Origin of the sequence: Streptomyces bullii, from assembly GCF_042657145.1 — a bacterium.
Lineage (GTDB): Bacteria > Actinomycetota > Actinomycetes > Streptomycetales > Streptomycetaceae > Streptomyces > Streptomyces bullii.
Genome location: NZ_JBHSNY010000011.1, coordinates 263007 through 280163, shown reverse-complemented (window position 1 = coordinate 280163; position 17157 = coordinate 263007). Strand labels below are relative to the sequence as shown.

The 17157-nt window shown below is 73.1% G+C and carries 9 protein-coding genes; 5 read left to right on the top strand and 4 right to left on the bottom strand.

All coding sequences use genetic code 11. The annotated features are described in order from the left end of the window. Positions 1-235 precede the first annotated feature (235 nt). Positions 236-1324, bottom strand: a complete 1089-nt coding sequence (locus tag ACFPZJ_RS30375; RefSeq protein ID WP_381028221.1) for a GNAT family N-acetyltransferase — start codon at positions 1322-1324, stop codon at positions 236-238. A 1087-nt stretch (positions 1325-2411) separates the two neighbouring features. Here ACFPZJ_RS30375 and ACFPZJ_RS30370 point away from each other — a divergent pair. Beyond that, positions 2412-2978 carry a snapalysin family zinc-dependent metalloprotease gene (locus ACFPZJ_RS30370; protein ID WP_381028220.1) on the top strand — a complete coding sequence of 189 codons (567 nt, stop codon included), beginning with the start codon at positions 2412-2414 and terminating at the stop codon, positions 2976-2978. Positions 2979-3047: 69 nt separating this feature from the next. Here ACFPZJ_RS30370 and ACFPZJ_RS30365 read toward each other — a convergent pair whose 3' ends face one another. Next, positions 3048-3740 (bottom strand): hypothetical protein, encoded by a 693-nt coding sequence (locus ACFPZJ_RS30365; RefSeq protein ID WP_381028217.1) that lies wholly within the window; start codon positions 3738-3740, stop codon positions 3048-3050. Positions 3741-3992: 252 nt separating this feature from the next. On the opposite strand from ACFPZJ_RS30365, the gene ACFPZJ_RS30360 reads away from it, so the two are divergent. Next, the gene (locus ACFPZJ_RS30360) at positions 3993-4283 is read left to right on the top strand and encodes a zinc-ribbon domain-containing protein (protein WP_381028365.1); all 291 of its coding nucleotides are present in this window, start codon (positions 3993-3995) and stop codon (positions 4281-4283) included. A gap of 423 nt (positions 4284-4706) precedes the next feature. After that, the gene (locus ACFPZJ_RS30355) at positions 4707-6101 is read left to right on the top strand and encodes a YyaL domain-containing protein (RefSeq protein ID WP_381028215.1); all 1395 of its coding nucleotides are present in this window, start codon (positions 4707-4709) and stop codon (positions 6099-6101) included. A 93-nt stretch (positions 6102-6194) separates the two neighbouring features. On the opposite strand, the gene ACFPZJ_RS30350 is transcribed toward ACFPZJ_RS30355, so the two are convergent. Continuing rightward, positions 6195-8432 (bottom strand): WD40/YVTN/BNR-like repeat-containing protein, encoded by a 2238-nt coding sequence (locus ACFPZJ_RS30350; protein WP_381028213.1) that lies wholly within the window; start codon positions 8430-8432, stop codon positions 6195-6197. A gap of 275 nt (positions 8433-8707) precedes the next feature. Between ACFPZJ_RS30350 and ACFPZJ_RS30345 the strand changes: the two genes are divergently transcribed. Further along, positions 8708-11899 (top strand): RICIN domain-containing protein, encoded by a 3192-nt coding sequence (locus tag ACFPZJ_RS30345; RefSeq protein ID WP_381028210.1) that lies wholly within the window; start codon positions 8708-8710, stop codon positions 11897-11899. Between the two features lie 147 nt (positions 11900-12046). Then, positions 12047-13066 (top strand): LacI family DNA-binding transcriptional regulator, encoded by a 1020-nt coding sequence (locus tag ACFPZJ_RS30340; RefSeq protein ID WP_381028208.1) that lies wholly within the window; start codon positions 12047-12049, stop codon positions 13064-13066. Here the strand turns inward: ACFPZJ_RS30340 and ACFPZJ_RS30335 are convergent. Then, positions 13063-17076 (bottom strand): glycosyl hydrolase, encoded by a 4014-nt coding sequence (locus ACFPZJ_RS30335; protein ID WP_381028205.1) that lies wholly within the window; start codon positions 17074-17076, stop codon positions 13063-13065. The genes ACFPZJ_RS30340 and ACFPZJ_RS30335 overlap by 4 nt on opposite strands. Positions 17077-17157: the final 81 nt, after the last annotated feature.

Genomic DNA, 17157 nt, shown 5'->3' with positions numbered 1-17157 from the left:
GTCGGTCGCGGATGAAGCGGCGGGCGGTGCGGACCGTTCCCGCAGCAGTCGCTGTGCGGCCAGCCCGGTCCCGGCCGCGTCACCCGCGGGCTCCGCGCACCGTCACCCGCGCGGCCCGCCCACCATCCCCGGTGCTGACACCACCGTCACCCGCGCGCGCCCGCCCACCGACACCACTGACACACAGTCACCCGTACTGACACACACGCCGTCGCCCGCGCGGCCCGCTGCAGCGTCACCCGCGCGGCTCGCGCAGCCGCCCCAGCTCGGCCAGCGTCCGCGCGGCGAGAGAGGCCAGGCGGGGTCGGTCGCGTACGAAGCGGTGGGCGGTGCGGGCCGGTTCCCGCCGCAGACGGTAGGCGATACCACCCGGTCCCGGCCGGACCACCGCGCCCTCGTACACCCGTAGGTCACGGGTCTTGAACGACTCCTTGTAGCGGGCCGCCCCGCTGCCGAGGTCGACCATGCGGATCCCGTCGGCCGCGGCGGCCTCCAGCATGCGCAGCAGCAGCACGAGCCCGGGTGAGTACTTGCCGTACGCGCGGTCGTACGCGGGAAACCACCAGGACAGCACAGTGCGCGAACGTGGGCCGAAGTGAGCGGCCACGGGCCGTTCGGCGGCGTACAGCACGGACAACACCCCACGGCACTCGGGCTCGTCACCCCTCGCGAGCAGCCCCACCAGCCGGGTGATCCACTCCTGCGCGAACCTGTCCCGCCGTCCCGTCCGCCGGTACTGCGCCGACGTCCACGCCATCAGTGCCCGCAACGCCTCCGGATCACGGGAGTCGTACACGAACCGCACCTCGCCGACCTGCCGGGCCAGCTTCCGCTCCTTGGCGCGGGCCTGTCCGAGGAAGGCCGACCTCTCACGCAGCGTCCGCGCGTACGCCTCGAACCCCTCGCCGAGGTCCACGACCGGCGAGGCGAGTTCGTCGGCCGCGTAGGGCAGGAACGGGCCCTGACCGGCCTCCAGGTTGTCGAACTCCCATGACGACAACCCGCAGGCCTGCAACAGCCTGCGGGCGTCCAGCCTGACGCCGGGGCGCAGGACGGCCCCCTGACGGTCCGAAACGCCGAACCCGATGGCCCTGCCCTGCCCCAACCGACCTGTCTCGTAAGGGAAGTACCCGACCGGTGCACCGTCCTCCCGCAACACCCCCACTCTGGCACCGGGCCTGACCTGCCCGACGGTCGTGGTGAACACCGGGTCGAGGAAAGGATTCGCCAGTGCTCCGGACTCCGTCCGGATCTCCCGCCACATCTTGTGGTCGTCCGCGGTCAGTTCGTCCGGCCTGAGAACGAGAACGTGCTTTCCGGGCAACTCTGCCTCCCGAGTCGTGGGAACGATGGACACGAAGGCCTGCTCATGACCGCGTCTCGGCACCCGTCAGCACTCAGTCCGCACGGCGCAGGCCCTGGTCGGTACGGCCGTCACTCAGCAGCGGAACGCCTGCAACGCGGCGGGCGCGCCGCGGCCGGAACACAGCGCTCCTGAACTCCCCGCAGCCGATGGGGAGGCGAGGTCCGCACGGCTCCCGCACCGCGCGATCGGCAACCCCTCCGGGGAACCGGCCGGCAGGTGCACGGCCCCCGCGGCCTTCCCGGTCCTCGGCGACCGTGCCGCCAGGCCACGGACCGAGGCGCCCTCCTCGCCCGGGCACGCGTCCCCTGCCCCTTCGGCCTCCGTGCCGGACGGGCCGCTCCACCCACCGGGGCTCACCGCTGACGCGTTCTCCGCCACCGCGGTCCCCGCCGCCGCGCTCTGCTCCGGCGCGCCTTTCGGGACGAACAGGTGCAGCAACAGCACGGATGCCAACGCCACCACCGCCACTGCCCATCGACGCCGCACCATCGGACCCCTGACCCCGAGTCTGGGCGGAGGGTGGACCTCCCCGCACCCCTGGTTGCGCTTGTGGCCGCGCTTTCCAGTAGGCCCAGCCCATCCCGCCCCGTCAACCCTCCCAACGGGGTCCGGTCCGGGCACACGGCCCCCGCCCCGTCAAGCCCTCCCGATGGCGTCCGGTCCGGCGCACCGTCCCCGCCCCACCGGGCCGCACCGCCGCACCATCCCCAACCGCCCCACGCGGCGGTCACCTCCGACGAGCCGCGGTCCGCGTCTCCTGCCTGTGACGCTCTCGGCCACCGGCGTTGCGGATCTTCACTTCCGCGGACCGTCCCTGTGGCGAGGCGCGTACGCGTCGAGGTCGATCACCCTGGGGGATGCCACTGTCCCCTGGAGGGCACGCGGCCGGGCCGGCCGACCTCCGCTCCGCTGCCGGACTGAGCCGACGGCCGGCCACCAGGTGGCCGGAGGACCGCCGGATTGACGGATTGGCGTCCGCTCCCGATGGGCAGGGAGCGAGCAAATGTCATGTGCACGACTGCCTTCCCCCACAAGGAGGCCGACCATGCACGTCCGTACGCTGACCGGTGCCCTGGCCGCCGCCCTGGCGCTCACCTTCCCCCTGGCGGGCGGCCAGGCCACGGCCGCCGCTCCCGAGGACGCCGACCGAGCACCGGCGCCACGCGTGCTCACCTACGACGCCGGCGCTTCCGCCGAGTTCAGGAGCGCGGTGGACCGTGGCGCGGCGATCTGGAACGAGAGCGTCGACGCGGTCGAACTGCGTCCGGCCACCGCCGGACAACGCGCCAACATCCGTGTCCTGGCGGACAACGGCTGGCCGCGCGCCCTGCCCACCTCGCTGGGCAGCGGAACCGTCTACATCGGCCGGCAGGCCGTCGACCAGGGCTACGACCCGGTGCGCATCTCGTCCCACGAACTCGGACACATCCTGGGACTGCCGGACCGCAAGCCCGGCCCCTGTTCGAGCCTGATGTCGGGCTCCACGGCGGGAGTCGCCTGCAAGAACCCCTACCCGGACGCGGCCGAGAAGGCCGAGGTCGAGGCGAACTTCGGCGGCGCGCTCACCAAGTCAGCCACAGCGGTGCCTCGTGACACGGTGATCGTGGACTGACGCGCGGCCCCCACGCTGTCGCGGCACGCCATCAGGCCACGCGCCACCACGCCACTGGGCCGGCCTCCGTCAGCCGGAGGCCGGCCCGCTCGCGCTCAGTACCTCGGCCGGTTTCGGGGGCCGGACGTCCATCGGCTCGTCGAAACCGCTGAACGACGTGACGGTGCGGAAATCGCTGCCCTCATAGGTCGTCCTGAGCAGGTACGGTCTGCCCTCACCGGCCACGTAGAAGGTGTACGTCCCCTCCTTGACCGCCTTGTCGGTCACCTTCACCTCGACGGCCTTCCTGCCGTCGACACGGGTGGTCTTCCCCTTCGTCGCCGTGCCGAAGGAGTCGAAGGGCCAGGCGCAGGAGACGAGCCCGTCGGTGGGCTCGGCGTCGGCCGGTGTCTTCACCCACAGCCTCTGTTCGGTGCCGGTGGCCGTGCTCTTGTTCCACCTCTGGAGATAGGCGCGGTCCGGACGGACGTAGTCCGTCTCGCCGATCCGGATCTGCTCCAGCGTGCCGCCCTCGGACCACGTGGTCCTCGCCGTGCACCGGCTGTCGAGGTCGGTCGTGAAGCGCCTGGTCATCGTGCCGCCCTTCGCCGCCGCGGTGGTGGAGCGGACGGTGACGGACTCCAGTGCCCGCATCGTCTCGTTGGCGTCGTCGAGCAGCTCGTCGGCGGACCGTTCCCCGGCGATTCCGCCGGTCCCGCCGGCCCCGCATCCCGCGGCGCCTGCCAGCAGGCACGTCAGTGCCGTGGTCACCGCAACCGTCATGGCCCGCACGGAGCCCCCCTCGTCCAGCCGTTCCGTCGGCCTGCCCGCTCCCGGGGGCAGGATCCGTGCCGCCGGGCGGCCACCGCCTGTCAGTGATCAGAACGGCGAGCCTACCAAGGGGGCCGCAGGCCCGGAGGGCGCGTGGGTCGGGCGCCCGTGTTCACCCTGGTGCAGGAGACTGTGATCGGTGACGGCACCGTGCCGCTCGCCGGCACTGTGTCGACAGGCGCCGACCCGGGAAGGACCACCGACATGATCATATTCGGCACCAAGGGGTACCTGTACCAGCTCGCGATCCTCACGCTCGTGTGCGGCCGGTGCGGCAATCCCGCCGCGCATACGCTCCGCAAGCGCGTCACGAAGTTCACGCTGTTCTTCGTGCCGCTGTTCCCGTTCTCGACGAAGTACGCGACGCAGTGCACGTTCTGCGGCGCTGAGCAGAAGGTGACCAAGGAGCAGGCGGAGCAACTGCAGGCGCAGGCCGTGAGCGGCCACGGCGGTCAGATGTCCGGGCAGCCGCATCAGCAGCCGTACCAGTCCTGAGGGAGCGGGGGAGCCGGCGCGGGATTCACCGCGCCGAGGAGGCGTCCGGGTGGACGCCTCCCGCCGGCCTGTGCGCCGAGCCGCGCCGAGAGCCGGCAGCCGGGGTGCCGGTCCGCGGGCGGAGTCGGCAGGCGGGGGCGCCGATCCTGGGCGCAGAGTCGGCAGGCGGGGGTGCCGGCGGCCGGAGCGCCGGTGGCCGGTGGTCGGTTCCGCCCCGGGTTTCCTGCCTGGCGGCCGGCACGGCTCGCCGGCGAGACGCGGGCCGTTCAGCCGTCCAGCCGGTGACCGGTGAGAGCCCGGTACGGCACGGCCGTTGACCCACCACGCGGGCACCAGCACAATGAGCGCGCGATCGTGAGAGCGCTCTCACGACGAGGGCGCCCGCGAGGTCCAGCGTCCTCGACCCACCTCCAAGGGAGTCCCATGACCGGCAGACAAGGCCCGGCGCTCAGCCGGCGTACGCTCCTCGGCACCGGGCTCGGTATCGGTGCCGCAGCGCTCACCGTGGCGGGCTCCGGCGTGGCACGAGCGGCCGGGGCGCCCGCCGCCATGCCGTCCGCCCCGTCCCGGGGGCACGCCTTTCTCGCCGCCGCCATGGACGCCTACCCCGAGCACGGCAGCGTCCGCCTGGCCCAGAGCTACACCGACCAGGCCGGTCTGTTCAGCACCGCGTTCACCTACGACAACGCCCTCGTGATCCTGGCGCTCCTCTCGGCGCGCTCCGCGGGCGGCCTGTCCCGGGCCGTGGGCCTCGGCGACGCCCTGCTCTACGCCCAGGTCAACGACCCGGTGTACGACGACGGCAGGCTCCGCCAGGCCTACAACGTCGGGCCGTACACCTTCTACGACGGCACCCGGCAGCCCGACGGCTTCGTACGGCCGGACGGCACCGCCAACGTGGGCACGCAGTTCGGCTTCACCGGCACGGCCGTGGGCGACATGGCCTGGGCGGGCATCGCGCTGAGCGCCCTTGCCCGCCGGACCGGGGCCCGCCGCTTCCTCACCGGTGCCGTGCGGATCGGTGACTGGATCGAGCGGACGGCCCGTACCGACGAACCGCTCGGCGGGTACAAGTTCGGTGTCAACGGGGCGGGCGAAAAACTCCCCTTCACCTCCACCGAGCACAACACGGACCTGATCTGCCTCTTCGGACGACTGGCCCGGCTCACCGGGGACCGGGTGTGGCTGGAGCGGCGCGCGCGGGCCGAAGCCTTCGTGCAGCGGATGTGGGAGCCGACCGGGGGCTTCTTCTACACCGGCACCAATGACGGCGTGACGATCAACAAGTCGCCGATCCCCGAGGACACCCAGACCTGGACCCACCTGGCCCTCGCCTCCCGCACCCGCGCCTACTCCCGCTCGCTGGACTGGTGCGCGGCCGAGCTGGCCGTCCTCGACCACGCCGACCGCAGGAACAGCGCGGTGCCCCCGGGGCAGTCGTACGAGGGCGTCACCTTCAGCTCGGCCAGCCTCCTGGCGAACGAGGACGTGCCGATCGCCGAGTCCCAGCCCAAGCCGGACCGCAACGCCGTGTGGTTCGAGGGCACCGCCCACCTCGCGCTCGCCCTGCGGGACCGCCGCGCACGCGGGGACCAGGAGCGCGCCCGGCGTCTGATCGCCTCGCTCGAGCGGGCGCAGGACCTGCTCGGCACCGGTCAGACCCTCGGCGGCGGGGCGGTTCCCGAGCGCAGCGGAGTGGTGTCGGCGAGCAGCCCGCTGGACACGGGCTTCGGCTTCGGCTACTACCCGTACCGTCACGCCGGGGCGACCGCCTGGTACCTCATGGCGGCGGCGCGCTACAACCCGCTGCGGGCCTGAGCGGCCGGAAGGGTGGGAAGCGCCGCACCAGAGCGAGGCGGCGCCGGGACCTGCTGCGGATGCCCGGGCCACCCCGTGGCCCGGGCATCCCGCTCACGCAGTGGTGAGTTCGTAGAAGCCCCGGCCGAACGTCGCGGCGACCAGGCGGTGGTGGCGCGCGTCGTACTCGATGTCGTCGACCGGTACCTGAGGCATGCCACGGCCGAGGCGCAGCCAGCGGCCGCCGCCCGTGGCGGAGGTGAACACGCCCTGGTCGGTGGCGATGTGGAGGAGTCCGCCGCGGGTGGCGACCAGGTCGTTGACGGGCGCCGCCGGCAGGTTGCCCGACAGGTTCCGCCAGTGCCTGCCGCCGTCGGAGCTGCCGTACACGTGGGGGAGCGGGTCCCCGGAGCGGTAGCCGGAGTGCGTGGTCCAGACCCGGTCGGGGTTCCTCGGGTCGACGAGCACGCGGGTCACCCAGGGACGGCCCTCGGCGAGCTTCGTCCAGGTGGCCCCCAGGTCCCTGGTGACCCAGACACGGCCGTCGTCGGTGCCCACGTAGACGGTCCGTCCGTCGGCCGCCGGGGCGATGGAGGTGATGGTGCCGTAGTTGGCGTAGAGGGGGTCGGCGCCCGGGCCGCCGGTCAGGTCGGCGCTGATGGGGCGCCAGGTCTCGCCGCCGTCCGTGGAGCGGTTGAGGACCTCGGAGCCGTAGTAGAGGACCTTCGGGTCACGCGGGTCGAAGGCCATCGGTGTGAACCAGTTGCGGCGCTGGTACGCCGTCCGGTCGGCGAAGTACGTGAGCGTGTCGCCGCCGTCGGTGGAGCGGAAGCAGTTGCCGTACTGGTAGCAGGCGAAGACGCGGTTCACGTCGGTCGGGTCGATGAGGTTCTCCTCGCCGTCACCGCCCAGGTACTCGTTGAACCGCTCCCCGCCCCACGAGCGCAGTGAGCCGTTGTCCTGGGCTCCGCCCGAGATCCGGGTGACGTCCTGCGGGGTGATCGCCGCGCTGTAGAGCTGGGTGTACGGCTGGTGGCGGGACTTGACCCAGCCGCCGTCGCCGTCGGCGTCGGAGCGGTAGACGCCGCCGTCGTTGCCGAGGTAGACCCGGCCAGGGCGGCGCGGGTCCCACACCATCGCGTGGTGGTCGACGTGCATGCTCGTGTCGTCGGCGCTCCAGGTGGCGCCGCCGTCCTTCGTGGTCAGCAGCGCGACCCCGGCCACGTGCACGTGTTCGGCGTTCCGCGGATCGATCCACACCTTGCCGAACCACCAGCCGAAGGTGGACTGCGAGTCGGCGAGGGCCTTGTGGTCCGGGGTGCGGGTCCAGTTGTCGCCGCCGTCGGAGGAGGCGTAGAAGCCCTCGAAGGAGCCCCCGGCCCTGTTGACGAGGGCGTACAGTCTGTCACCCGCGACGCCCAGGCCGATGCGCCCCACGTCGGGGCCCTGCGCGGGCAGGCCGCCGCCCAGGCGCTGCCAGGTCTCGCCGCCGTCGGTGCTGCGGAACACGCCGGAGCCGGCACCGCCGTACGTGCGCAGGTCGGGGCGGCGGCGCTTGTCCCACAGCACGGCGTACAGCCGGTCGCCGTCGAGGACGATCTCCGTGGCGCCGGTGAACTCGTTGGCCCCGGCCAGGATCCGTTCCCAGGTGGCGCCGCCGTCCCGCGAGCGGTACACGCCCCGGTCGCCGCCCCCGTTGTACAGCGATCCGGCCGCGGCGACGTAGATACGGCGGGGGTCGGCGGGGTCGACGGTGATGGCGCTGATCGCCCCGGAGTCGCGCAGGCCGAGCGGCGTCCAGGTCCGGCCGCCGTCCCTGCTGCGGTACAGCCCCGTCCCCTCGTACGTGATGCTTCCGCCGCCCGGGTTGGGCTCGCCGGTGCCCACGTACAGCGTGCCGTCCGGGGCGGTGGCGACCGCGCCCATCGCCTGGGTCCGGCTGTCGGGCCACACCGAGTGGAACGTCTGCCCGGCGTCCGTGCTGCGCCACAGCCCGCCGCTGGCCGCCGCCGCGTACAGGGTGTCGGCGCGCTTCGGGTCGAGGGCGAGGGAGACGATCCGCCCGCCGATGTTCGTGGGGCCGACGTTCTTCCAACGCCCGCCCACCACGGGCAGTTCCCGGGCCTGCGCCGCGGCCAGGTCATGGGCGTGGCGCGGAATCGACTGGCCCGGCAGGGTCTTCTGGAGGTAGCGGTACTCCGCTGGGGCGGCCGGACCACGGACCGGCCGGTACACGTCCGACGGGCCGGGCGGTGCGGCGGACGGGCCGGGCGGTGCGGCGCCCGCCGGGGCCGTGAGCAGCGCGGCGCCGGTGACCGCGGCGAGAACCAGCGAAAGCAGACCTCTGCCCATGAAGACCCTTCCATCGTCATGCCCAGTTCAAACGGCAATGACGGTACGAGAGGCGTGAGGTGAGCAGAAGGGCGTTATAAGGCCGTTGGTGGGGCGAGCCGGGCCGGGCCTGCAGAACCCGCCCGGAGGGGAGCATCGGTCGCGCGGGGGGGGGGGGCAGTGAACTCGCCCTGCCTCTTGACGTGTTGATTACCGTCCTAAAACATTCGGGAAACTCGATTGGTTATGCGCGGTTCTGTTCGATCGTTCGGTCAAGGGCCTTCCGAAGGGAATCCATGTCCAGCAGACATCGCCTCGTCCGGGCGCTGGCGGTCACCGTTCCACTGGCGCTCGGCGCGGGCCTCATGGCCGTACCTCCCGCCGCTGCCGCTGTTCCCGCCGCCGAGGCGCCCGGCAGCGCGGTCACGGTACGGATCGACCCGTCGTACCGGCAGCAGGAGTTCGAGGGCTGGGGAACGAGCCTGGTGTGGTTCGCCAACATCACCGGCGGCTACCCGGCCCCCATCCGCGAGAAGCTCGCCGACATGCTGTTCGGCGCCGACGGCCTGCGCCTCAACATCGCGCGCTACAACATCGGCGGCGGCAACGCCCCCGACGTCCGCAAGGACTACATGAAGGTCGGCGCCACCATGGAGGGCTTCTGGAAGGCGCCCGAGGGCACCACCCGCGACGACACGGACTGGTGGAACCCGGACGACCCGGACCACTGGGACTGGTCCGCCGACGCCAACCAGCGCTGGTGGGTGGACCGGATCAAGGACAAGGTGACCCGCTGGGAGGCGTTCAGCAACTCGCCGCCGTGGTTCCAGACCGTCAGCGGCTACGTGTCCGGCGGCTTCGACGCCACCACGGACCAGATCCGGGCCGACCGCGTCGACGACTTCGCCACCTACCTGGTGAGGGTGACCGAGCACCTGGAGAACAAGCACCGCATCCGGTTCGACACCATCGCCCCGCTCAACGAGCCGAACACCAACTACTGGGGCACCCAGATCGGCGCCGACGGCCAGCCCACCGGCGGCCGTCAGGAAGGCGCGCACGCCGGGCCGGAGCTCCAGCAGAAGGTCGTCCTGGCCCTGCGCCGCGCCCTGGACGACGCCCGCACCCGCGCCACCGTCTCCGCGATGGACGAGACCAACCCCAGCACGTTCGTACGCAACTGGAACGCCTACGGCGACCAGGCCCGGGCCGCCGTCGACCAGCTGAACGTGCACACCTACGGCACCGGCATGCGCACCAGCGCACGCGACAGCGCCAAGGCCGCGGACAAGACGTTCTGGATGAGCGAGGTCGAGGGCACCTGGGGCACCGGCACCGACTTCACCGGCATGGAGCCGGGGCTCGGCATCGCCACCCGCATCGTCGACGACATGCGTGAACTGGAGCCGTCCGCCTGGGTGTTGTGGCAGCCCGTCGAGGACTCCATCCCACAGGCGCAGGCGGGGAAGAACTGGGGCAGCATCCACATCCCGTTCAACTGCACCGCCGCGGACACCCTGGAGACCTGCCCGATCCGCGCCAACACCAAGTTCCACACCCTGCGCAACTTCACCCACCACATCCGCCCCGGCGACCACTTCGTCAAGGTCGACGACCGGTCGAGCGTCGCCGCCGTACGCAAGTCCGGCCGCGCGGCGACCGTGGTGCACGTCAACAACGGCACGATCCCGCGCGCCGTGACCCTGGACCTCTCCCGGTTCCGGCACGTCGCGCCGGGCGCCTCCGTGACCCCCGTGGTCACCAGCGCCGACGGAGCGCTCGTGCGGGGCACGCCGGTGAAGGTGACCGGCGCCTCCGCCACGCTGACCGTCCCCGCGAAGTCGGTGACCAGCTTCCTCGTCGACGGGGTCTCGGGCACGGCCAAGGACGCCGCCTTGATCCAGCGCGACCACGTGTACCGGCTGCGGGGCGCGCAGAGCGGCAAGTCCCTCGCCCCGTCCGACGACGGCAACACGGTCGTCATCCGCACCGACGACCCGGACGCGGAGGCCCAGTTGTGGTCCGTGCGGCAGCTGACCCGGGGCGAGGGCAACCGTGAACGCCACGCCCTAGTCAACGTCGCGACGGGCAGGCGCCTCGCGGTGCGCGACGACCAAGCCGTCCTGGAGGACCCGGGCGAGTCCACGGCGGCAGCACAGTGGATCATGTCGACGACCGGGGACGGCAGCTGGACCTTCGTCAACGCCGCCACCGGCCGGCTGCTCGACGTCGCCGGGCAGTCCACCGCGGACGGCGCCCGTGTGTCGGCCTTCCTGCCCACCTCCAACGCCAACCAGCGGTGGAGTGTGGTCGACGAGACGGTGCTGCGCACGGAACCGGCGGAGGCGTTCACCGTGCCCGGCCGGGCGCCGCGACTGCCCGAGACCGTCACACCCGTCTTCCGCGACGGCGCCCGCGGCGCCCGGCCCGTGGTGTGGACCCTCCCGCCGGACTCACGCTGGCGGCAGCCCGGAACGGTACGGGTCAAGGGCGAGGCGACCGACGCACGCGGCCGCACGGTCCGCGCCGAGGCGGTCGTCACCGTGGACACGATCGCCGCCACCCTCCCCGCCCGCGCCAAGACCTACACCTCGGGACGGCCCGAACTGCCCGCCACCGTCGTCGGCGTCGGCCGGCACGGCGGCGCCCCGGACCTCCCGGTGACCTGGGACCCGGCGCCCGACGGCGCCTTCGACGATGCCGGGCTGGTGACCCTGCGCGGCACCGCGGACGTCCCCGGCGGCACCACCGTGCCCGCCACCGCACGCGTCCAGGTCACCGAACCCCGGGAGACCAACGCGGCGCTCGACGAGAACGTGACGGTCGGCGCCACGTTCACCGAGAGCGGCTACTCCGCCGAGGGCCTGCGCAACGGCGACCTCACGGAGAAGGCCTGGTCGAACTGGAGGTCCGGCACGAAGAACCCCTCCGACACCATCACCTTCACCCTGCCGGCGGCGCGCGACGTGACACGGGTCGTGACCCACTTCCACCGGGACGGCGCCAACACCAGCTTTCCGCAGTCCCTCAAGGTGCAGGCGCGCGGCGCCGACGGCACCTGGGCCGACGCGAGCGGCACCGTCGGCGTCGGCACCGAGGGCACACCGGTCGCCGACGTCCCGGTGCGCGCCGGCGGGCCCGTGACCGGCGTGCGCGTGGTCATGACGGCCCGTCCGGGCGGCTACATCACCGTCGGCGAGATCGAGGTGTACGCCAAAACCCCCGGCGTCTCCTCGGACGCCGCGGCCGCCATGATCGAGGTGGCCGGTGCCCCCGTCGCCGGGTTCGACCCCGACACGACCGCCTACCGCGTGACGACCGCACACCCGGAGCGGGCCCAGGTCACCGCGACGGCCCGCGACCCCTACGCGACCGTGACGGTCCGCAAGGACGGCCCCTCGCAGGGCAGGACCGTGCACCACGTCGTGGTGAGCAGCGAGGACGGCACCCGGACCCGGGAGTACACGGTCACGCTGACCCGCGACTGACCGACCGAGGGGGCCGGTTCGGCCCGGCCCCCTCCGCACCGCGGCGACAGACCGACGCTCAAATCGTTTTACACACGGCCACGCTATACTTGCGTCGCCCAAGAGGACCACTGTCGTGCCTGGTCGCACGGCTGCCACAGCGAGGGGGTGGACGCCATTCCGGCTCGCCCCGCCCGCATTCAGGACGTCGCCGCCGCGGCGGGCGTCTCGGTGTCCACGGTGTCGAACGTCCTCAACCGTCCCGAGCGCGTCAACGCCCGCACCGCCGCACGCGTCCGCGACGCGGTCGCGGCCCTCGACTACGTCCCCCACCCGGGAGCCGCCGGGCTGCGCACCGGGCACTCCTCCTCGATCGGCCTGGTGCTGCCCGACGTGGCCAACTCGTTCTACTCGCGCATCGCACGGGGCGCGGCGGAAGCGGCCTACGACCACGGTTACTCCCTCGTGCTCTGCCACAGCGGAGACGCCCCGGAACGGGAGCAGGGCTACTTCACCATGCTCGTCCAGCAGCGGGCCGTCGGTGTCGTCGTCGTGCCGCTCGGTGCCGACCCGGGCCGGCTGACCCGGCTGCGCGAACGCGGCATCCCGCTGGTCCTGGCCGACCGCGAGATGCCGGACCGCGACGGCTGCTCCGTCTCCGTCGACGACGTCGCCGGCGGACGCATCGCCGTGCAACACCTGCTGGACCGCGGGGCGCTCGACGTCCTCGTCGTCAACGGCGAGCGCGGGATACGCCAGTGCGCCGACCGGTACCAGGGCGCCCGGCAGGCCGTGCGCAGCCGGCGCGGCGCGCGGCTGGACCAGGTCGTCGCCGAGGAGATGACGGTGGCGTACGGCGCGAAGATCGCCGACCAGCTCGACGACCTGCCCGGCGGGGTGTTCTGCACCAACGACTTCCTCGCGGCGGGCCTGTGCCGCGGACTGACCGAGCGGGGCGTGCGCATCCCCGAGGACGTCCAGGTGGTCGGCTACGGCGACCTGGACATCGCGAGTTTCGGGGCGACGACGCTGACGACGGTCCGCCAGCCGGTCGAGGAGCTCGGCCGGGCGGCCGTCGAGATGCTCCTCGACGAGATCGAGGCGCGCGCCGAACACACCCACGAGACCCGGGTGTTCGCACCCGCCCTCGTGGTGCGGGACTCCACGCGGCCACCGGCCGACGCCTAGCTCGTCGAGCCCGGGACGTCCGGGTCGGTCCGCGCCAGCCGCAGGGTCACCGGCCCCAGCAGGCCCGACAGGAGCTGGGACGGGAAGGCCCAGGCGGTCGGCGTGGCCGCGGCGAGATACGGCGCCAGGGTGTTGCGGACGGTCACGTCGACGCGGACGGTGCGTCCGGCGGTCCCGCGCAGCGCGAAGCGGTACGGCGCGCAGAACGCCTCACCGACGGGCTCCCCGTCCACCGCCACCTCCACGCTGCCCCGCACCCGCCCCAGATCCAGCACCGGGTCCGGCCCCGTCGGCACCTGCAGCGCACGCGTGTAGCGCACACCGCCGCTCCAACTGCCCAGTCCCAGGGACCGCCAGTCCCCGAGGGGCAACGGCGCCGGTTCCGTACGCACGCGCACCGGCCCGCGCCAGGCGGAGCCGCCCCGCAGGGCCGACGTGGGCACGGTGACGACCTCCACCTCCGTGGCACGGCCCAGCGGTCGATCGAGGGTCAGCACTTCGCCGTCGATCGGCCGGGCCTCGCCGTCCCCGACCCGCACTCGTGCGGGCAGGGCCAGCGGCAGAGCGAGGGACACCGTGCCCGCGGGCACCGTGAAGCGGAAACGCTGCGGTGCCTGGCGCACCTCGTCGGTGCACCGCACGGGCAGGACGGCGCGGCCGAGTTCCGGCGGCCCGCCGAGCCACTCAGTCCGAGGCAACGGATGCGGCCGTACGGCGGCGTGGCAGTGCCGCACCTCGCCCCGCCTGACCTCGTCCTCGACGGTACGTCCCCGCCACGCGCCCGCCGTCGCCTCCCAGCCGGCGCCGCTGACCAGGTCGGTCACGGCCGGCCCGGACCGCGCCACGAGGTCGACGAACACCGCGTCCCGGGAGCGGATCCCGTCGGTCACGACGTCGAGGACGTGCTCGCCCGCGCCCGGGCTCAGCTCGTGACGGAAGAACATCGGCACCGCGCCCCAGTCCGCCTCGTAGTACTCCACCTTCTCCTGCCGCGCCACGACGGCGCCGTCGAGCAGCACGGTGACCGCCGTCGCGGCCCCCACGACCAGCACCGCCCGGGCACCGTCGCGCGGCAGCCGCAGCCGCGCGCGGTACGTCACCCGGCCCTGCGGCCGCACTCCGTCGGGCAGCCGCATGAAGCGGGGACGCCGTGTGAATCCGTCGTCCGGCTCCGACAGGCAGAAGAAGCTGCCCAGCGGGGTGCCGGCGGTCGCCGAGATCGCCAGGGGCCGGTCCTGCGCCTCGGACAGTTCGTACTCGAGCACGTTGCGGGCCCGTTCCACCGTGACCCGGGCGGAGGCCAGATATCCGCCGCCTGTGTCCAGCCGCTCACCGTTCCACCACACGCGCTTGACCGCCTCCGCACCGACGTGCAGGTCGGCGGCCCCCCGATGGCCGCTCTCCACGACGGCCCGGACCCGCGCGACCCGCCCGGTGCCCGGTACCGGCACCCGGACGAACTCCTCGGGCACCAGGCCCTTGGTGCCGAGCAGCCCGTCCGGATCCGGGATCCCGCGGCTCGGTGAGTGCACCGCGACCTCCCATCCCGCGTCCGGTGGCACGAGCGGCAGCTCCCCGGCCAGGATCCGTGCGACGGACGCGGCGTCCAGCGGCTCGGGCGCCCGGGAGCGGGGGAGCGGGGGCAGCACGCGGACCCGGCCGCCGTAGGTCACCCGGGCCGGCGCCCACTCCGCGCCCGGAGCGTCGTCCTGCGTCCACCGCATGTCCCAGATCTGCGGCTCGGCCACGGACACCCCCGCCGGAAGCGCCAGATCGCCCCACGTGTTGTCCAGCGTGGGCACCAGACGGCCCTGCCAGCCGGTCGAGACGTCGACGGCCTCCACCGACTCCGCCGGCCCGGCCGCCGTACGCGCCGGTGCTCCCTCGCGCCAGACGACGAGGGCGGCGGGCGCGCCGTCCAGCGGCACCTCGACGGTGGAGACGCCCTCACCGCAGACGGTGACCCGCGCCGGACTCCGGTCGCCGGTCGCCGGGTTCCACACCTCGGCCTCGGCGACCGGGGCCCGTACGGTAACCGACGACACGCGGGCGTAGCGCGCGGGATCGGCGACGTACTCCGTCCGGGGCCCGGCAGGACCGGCGTGCGGATCGGGCATACCTGTGTCGGGGCACGCGCCCGTCACCAGGGCGATCGCCTCGCGGCCCTTCCGCCGGACCAGCAGCGGCACCTCGCCCACGGCGTATCCGCCGGTCACCGCGGCGGCGCCCGCCTCGCCGTCGCGCACCCGCTCCAGCCGCGGATGCGCCAGTAGCGCCGCGACGACGGCGTCGTCACCGGCCAGACCGGCGGCCGTCGCGGGCGGTCGACCCACGACGATCACCCGTCCGCCCGCGTCGAGCAGCCGGGTCAGCCGGCGCGCCGTCTCCTCCTCCAGCACGCTCGCCGAGGGCAACAGCACGACGCCGTACGCCAGGTCCCTGATCCGCAGAGCTCCGTCGGCGGTCTCGGCGCGCTGGACCGAGTCGTCGTCGACGATGTCGAAGCAGACGCCGTGCCGGTCCAGGGCACCGACGTGGGGGTGGAGCCAGTTGTCGGTGCCGCACAGGTCCAGGTAGTGCCGCTGGGTCTCGTCGGCGTCGGCCAGACCGTTGCCGAGTTTGCCGTCGCCGAAGTGCTGGACGGGCGCGTCCAGCGGCACGAGCGCCTGCATGGTGGCCGTGGGATGCAGGACCGCCACGTCGGCCGCGTAGCTCCCCCAGCACATGAGCGAGCAGATCCGGGCCACGGCCCGCGAGAACGCCGGGTACTGCTTCCAGTAGGGCTGACGCCAGTCCGTGGACGGCGGCGCCCACTCGAACCAGCCGCCCGCCGTGCCGAAGTAGCTGGCGTGCGGGTTGTACAGGTTGGCCCCGCGGCGCAGGAACGGCAGCAGCCAGTCGTAGGTGTCCTCCAGGGTGCCGCCCCAGCCGGAGGAGTGGAACGCCTCGATCCACACGCGCTCGTGGCCGTAGAGGTGGGCCAGGGAGGAGTGGACCTTGGCGTCGCCGTGGTGGTCGCTTCCGGCGGCACTGAACCAGCGGTGGGTGCGGAAGTAGTCGGTGTAGAGCTGCGTCGCCTGGACGGGCCAGCCCGCGCGGGCGGGATTGGCCTGGTCGCAGCCCAGGAGCAGGCCGCGTTCGCGGTGCCAGGCGGCGAGCGGCCGGAACAGGGCCTCTTCGGCGAGTTCCGCGCGCACCGCGTGGTAGTCGGACCGGACCTTCGCCGCTCGGGCGGTGACGTCCGTACCGAACAGGTCCGGCAGGTGGTCGAGCAGGTCGTAGCCGCGCCGGACGCGGAACTCCCCGGCGAAACGGCGGCTCCAAAAGTTGGTGCCCGGCAGCTCGTCCTGGAAGCTGCCCGCGACGACGTTGCCGAGGTACTCGGGCACACGCCGGTCGTACTCGTGGTGGACCGCGTCCATCAGCAGTCCGACGGCGTGCGGGTCAAGGTAGTCGAACGCCGTGGGAACGGCCGTGACGAGCCGTACCTCGGTGCCGTCGGCGGCGGCGACCCGGGCGGTCGAGGCCCGGTCCTCCGCGAGGGCGGACAGACGACGGCCGTCGCGGTCGTACGCGCCCAGCAGGGTCTCCGAGTTCCGCAGGGCGACCGTGCCCCGGGAGACGGCCGTGGCACGGGCGCGCAACGCCCGGCCCGTGGCCTCGGGGTGCCGCCGGGTGACGCCGCCCTGGACGTTGGCGCCGGAGAAGCCGATCTGGTCGTAGAACCACAGCCGGGTGCCGAGTTCCGCCGCGATCTCGCAGGCGTCGATGAAGCGCTCCCACCACTCCTCGCTGAACCACGCCGGGTTGTCGGCCGGGGCGCCGAAACTCGGGCCGGCCGGGGCGAGGTTGATCACGACGAGGTTGTGCACGCCGCCGTCCGCGAATCTGCGCAACTGCCACGCCAGACGCTCCCGGGTGACCTTCGCGCCCGACCACCACCACAGGGGAGTGGGGCCGAAGTCCCGGGGCGGATCCTCGAAGAGCCGGCGCAGCGCGGGGGAGATCACGGTGCGGTCCTTCCGACGGATCTAAAACGTTTTCAACTCGCCTTCACGGTAGGCCACCTGCGAAGTCCGCACCAGGTTGCC

Bases quoted from the DNA above. Each gene is read 5' to 3' on its own strand.
- ACFPZJ_RS30370 (WP_381028220.1), top strand. From the start codon at position 2,412: ATGCACGTCCGTACGCTGACCGGTGCCCTGGCCGCCGCCCTGGCGCTC.
- ACFPZJ_RS30365 (WP_381028217.1), bottom strand. From the start codon at position 3,740: ATGACGGTTGCGGTGACCACGGCACTGACGTGCCTGCTGGCAGGCGCC.
- ACFPZJ_RS30360 (WP_381028365.1), top strand. From the start codon at position 3,993: ATGATCATATTCGGCACCAAGGGGTACCTGTACCAGCTCGCGATCCTC.
- ACFPZJ_RS30355 (WP_381028215.1), top strand. From the start codon at position 4,707: ATGACCGGCAGACAAGGCCCGGCGCTCAGCCGGCGTACGCTCCTCGGC.
- ACFPZJ_RS30350 (WP_381028213.1), bottom strand. From the start codon at position 8,432: ATGGGCAGAGGTCTGCTTTCGCTGGTTCTCGCCGCGGTCACCGGCGCC.
- ACFPZJ_RS30345 (WP_381028210.1), top strand. From the start codon at position 8,708: ATGTCCAGCAGACATCGCCTCGTCCGGGCGCTGGCGGTCACCGTTCCA.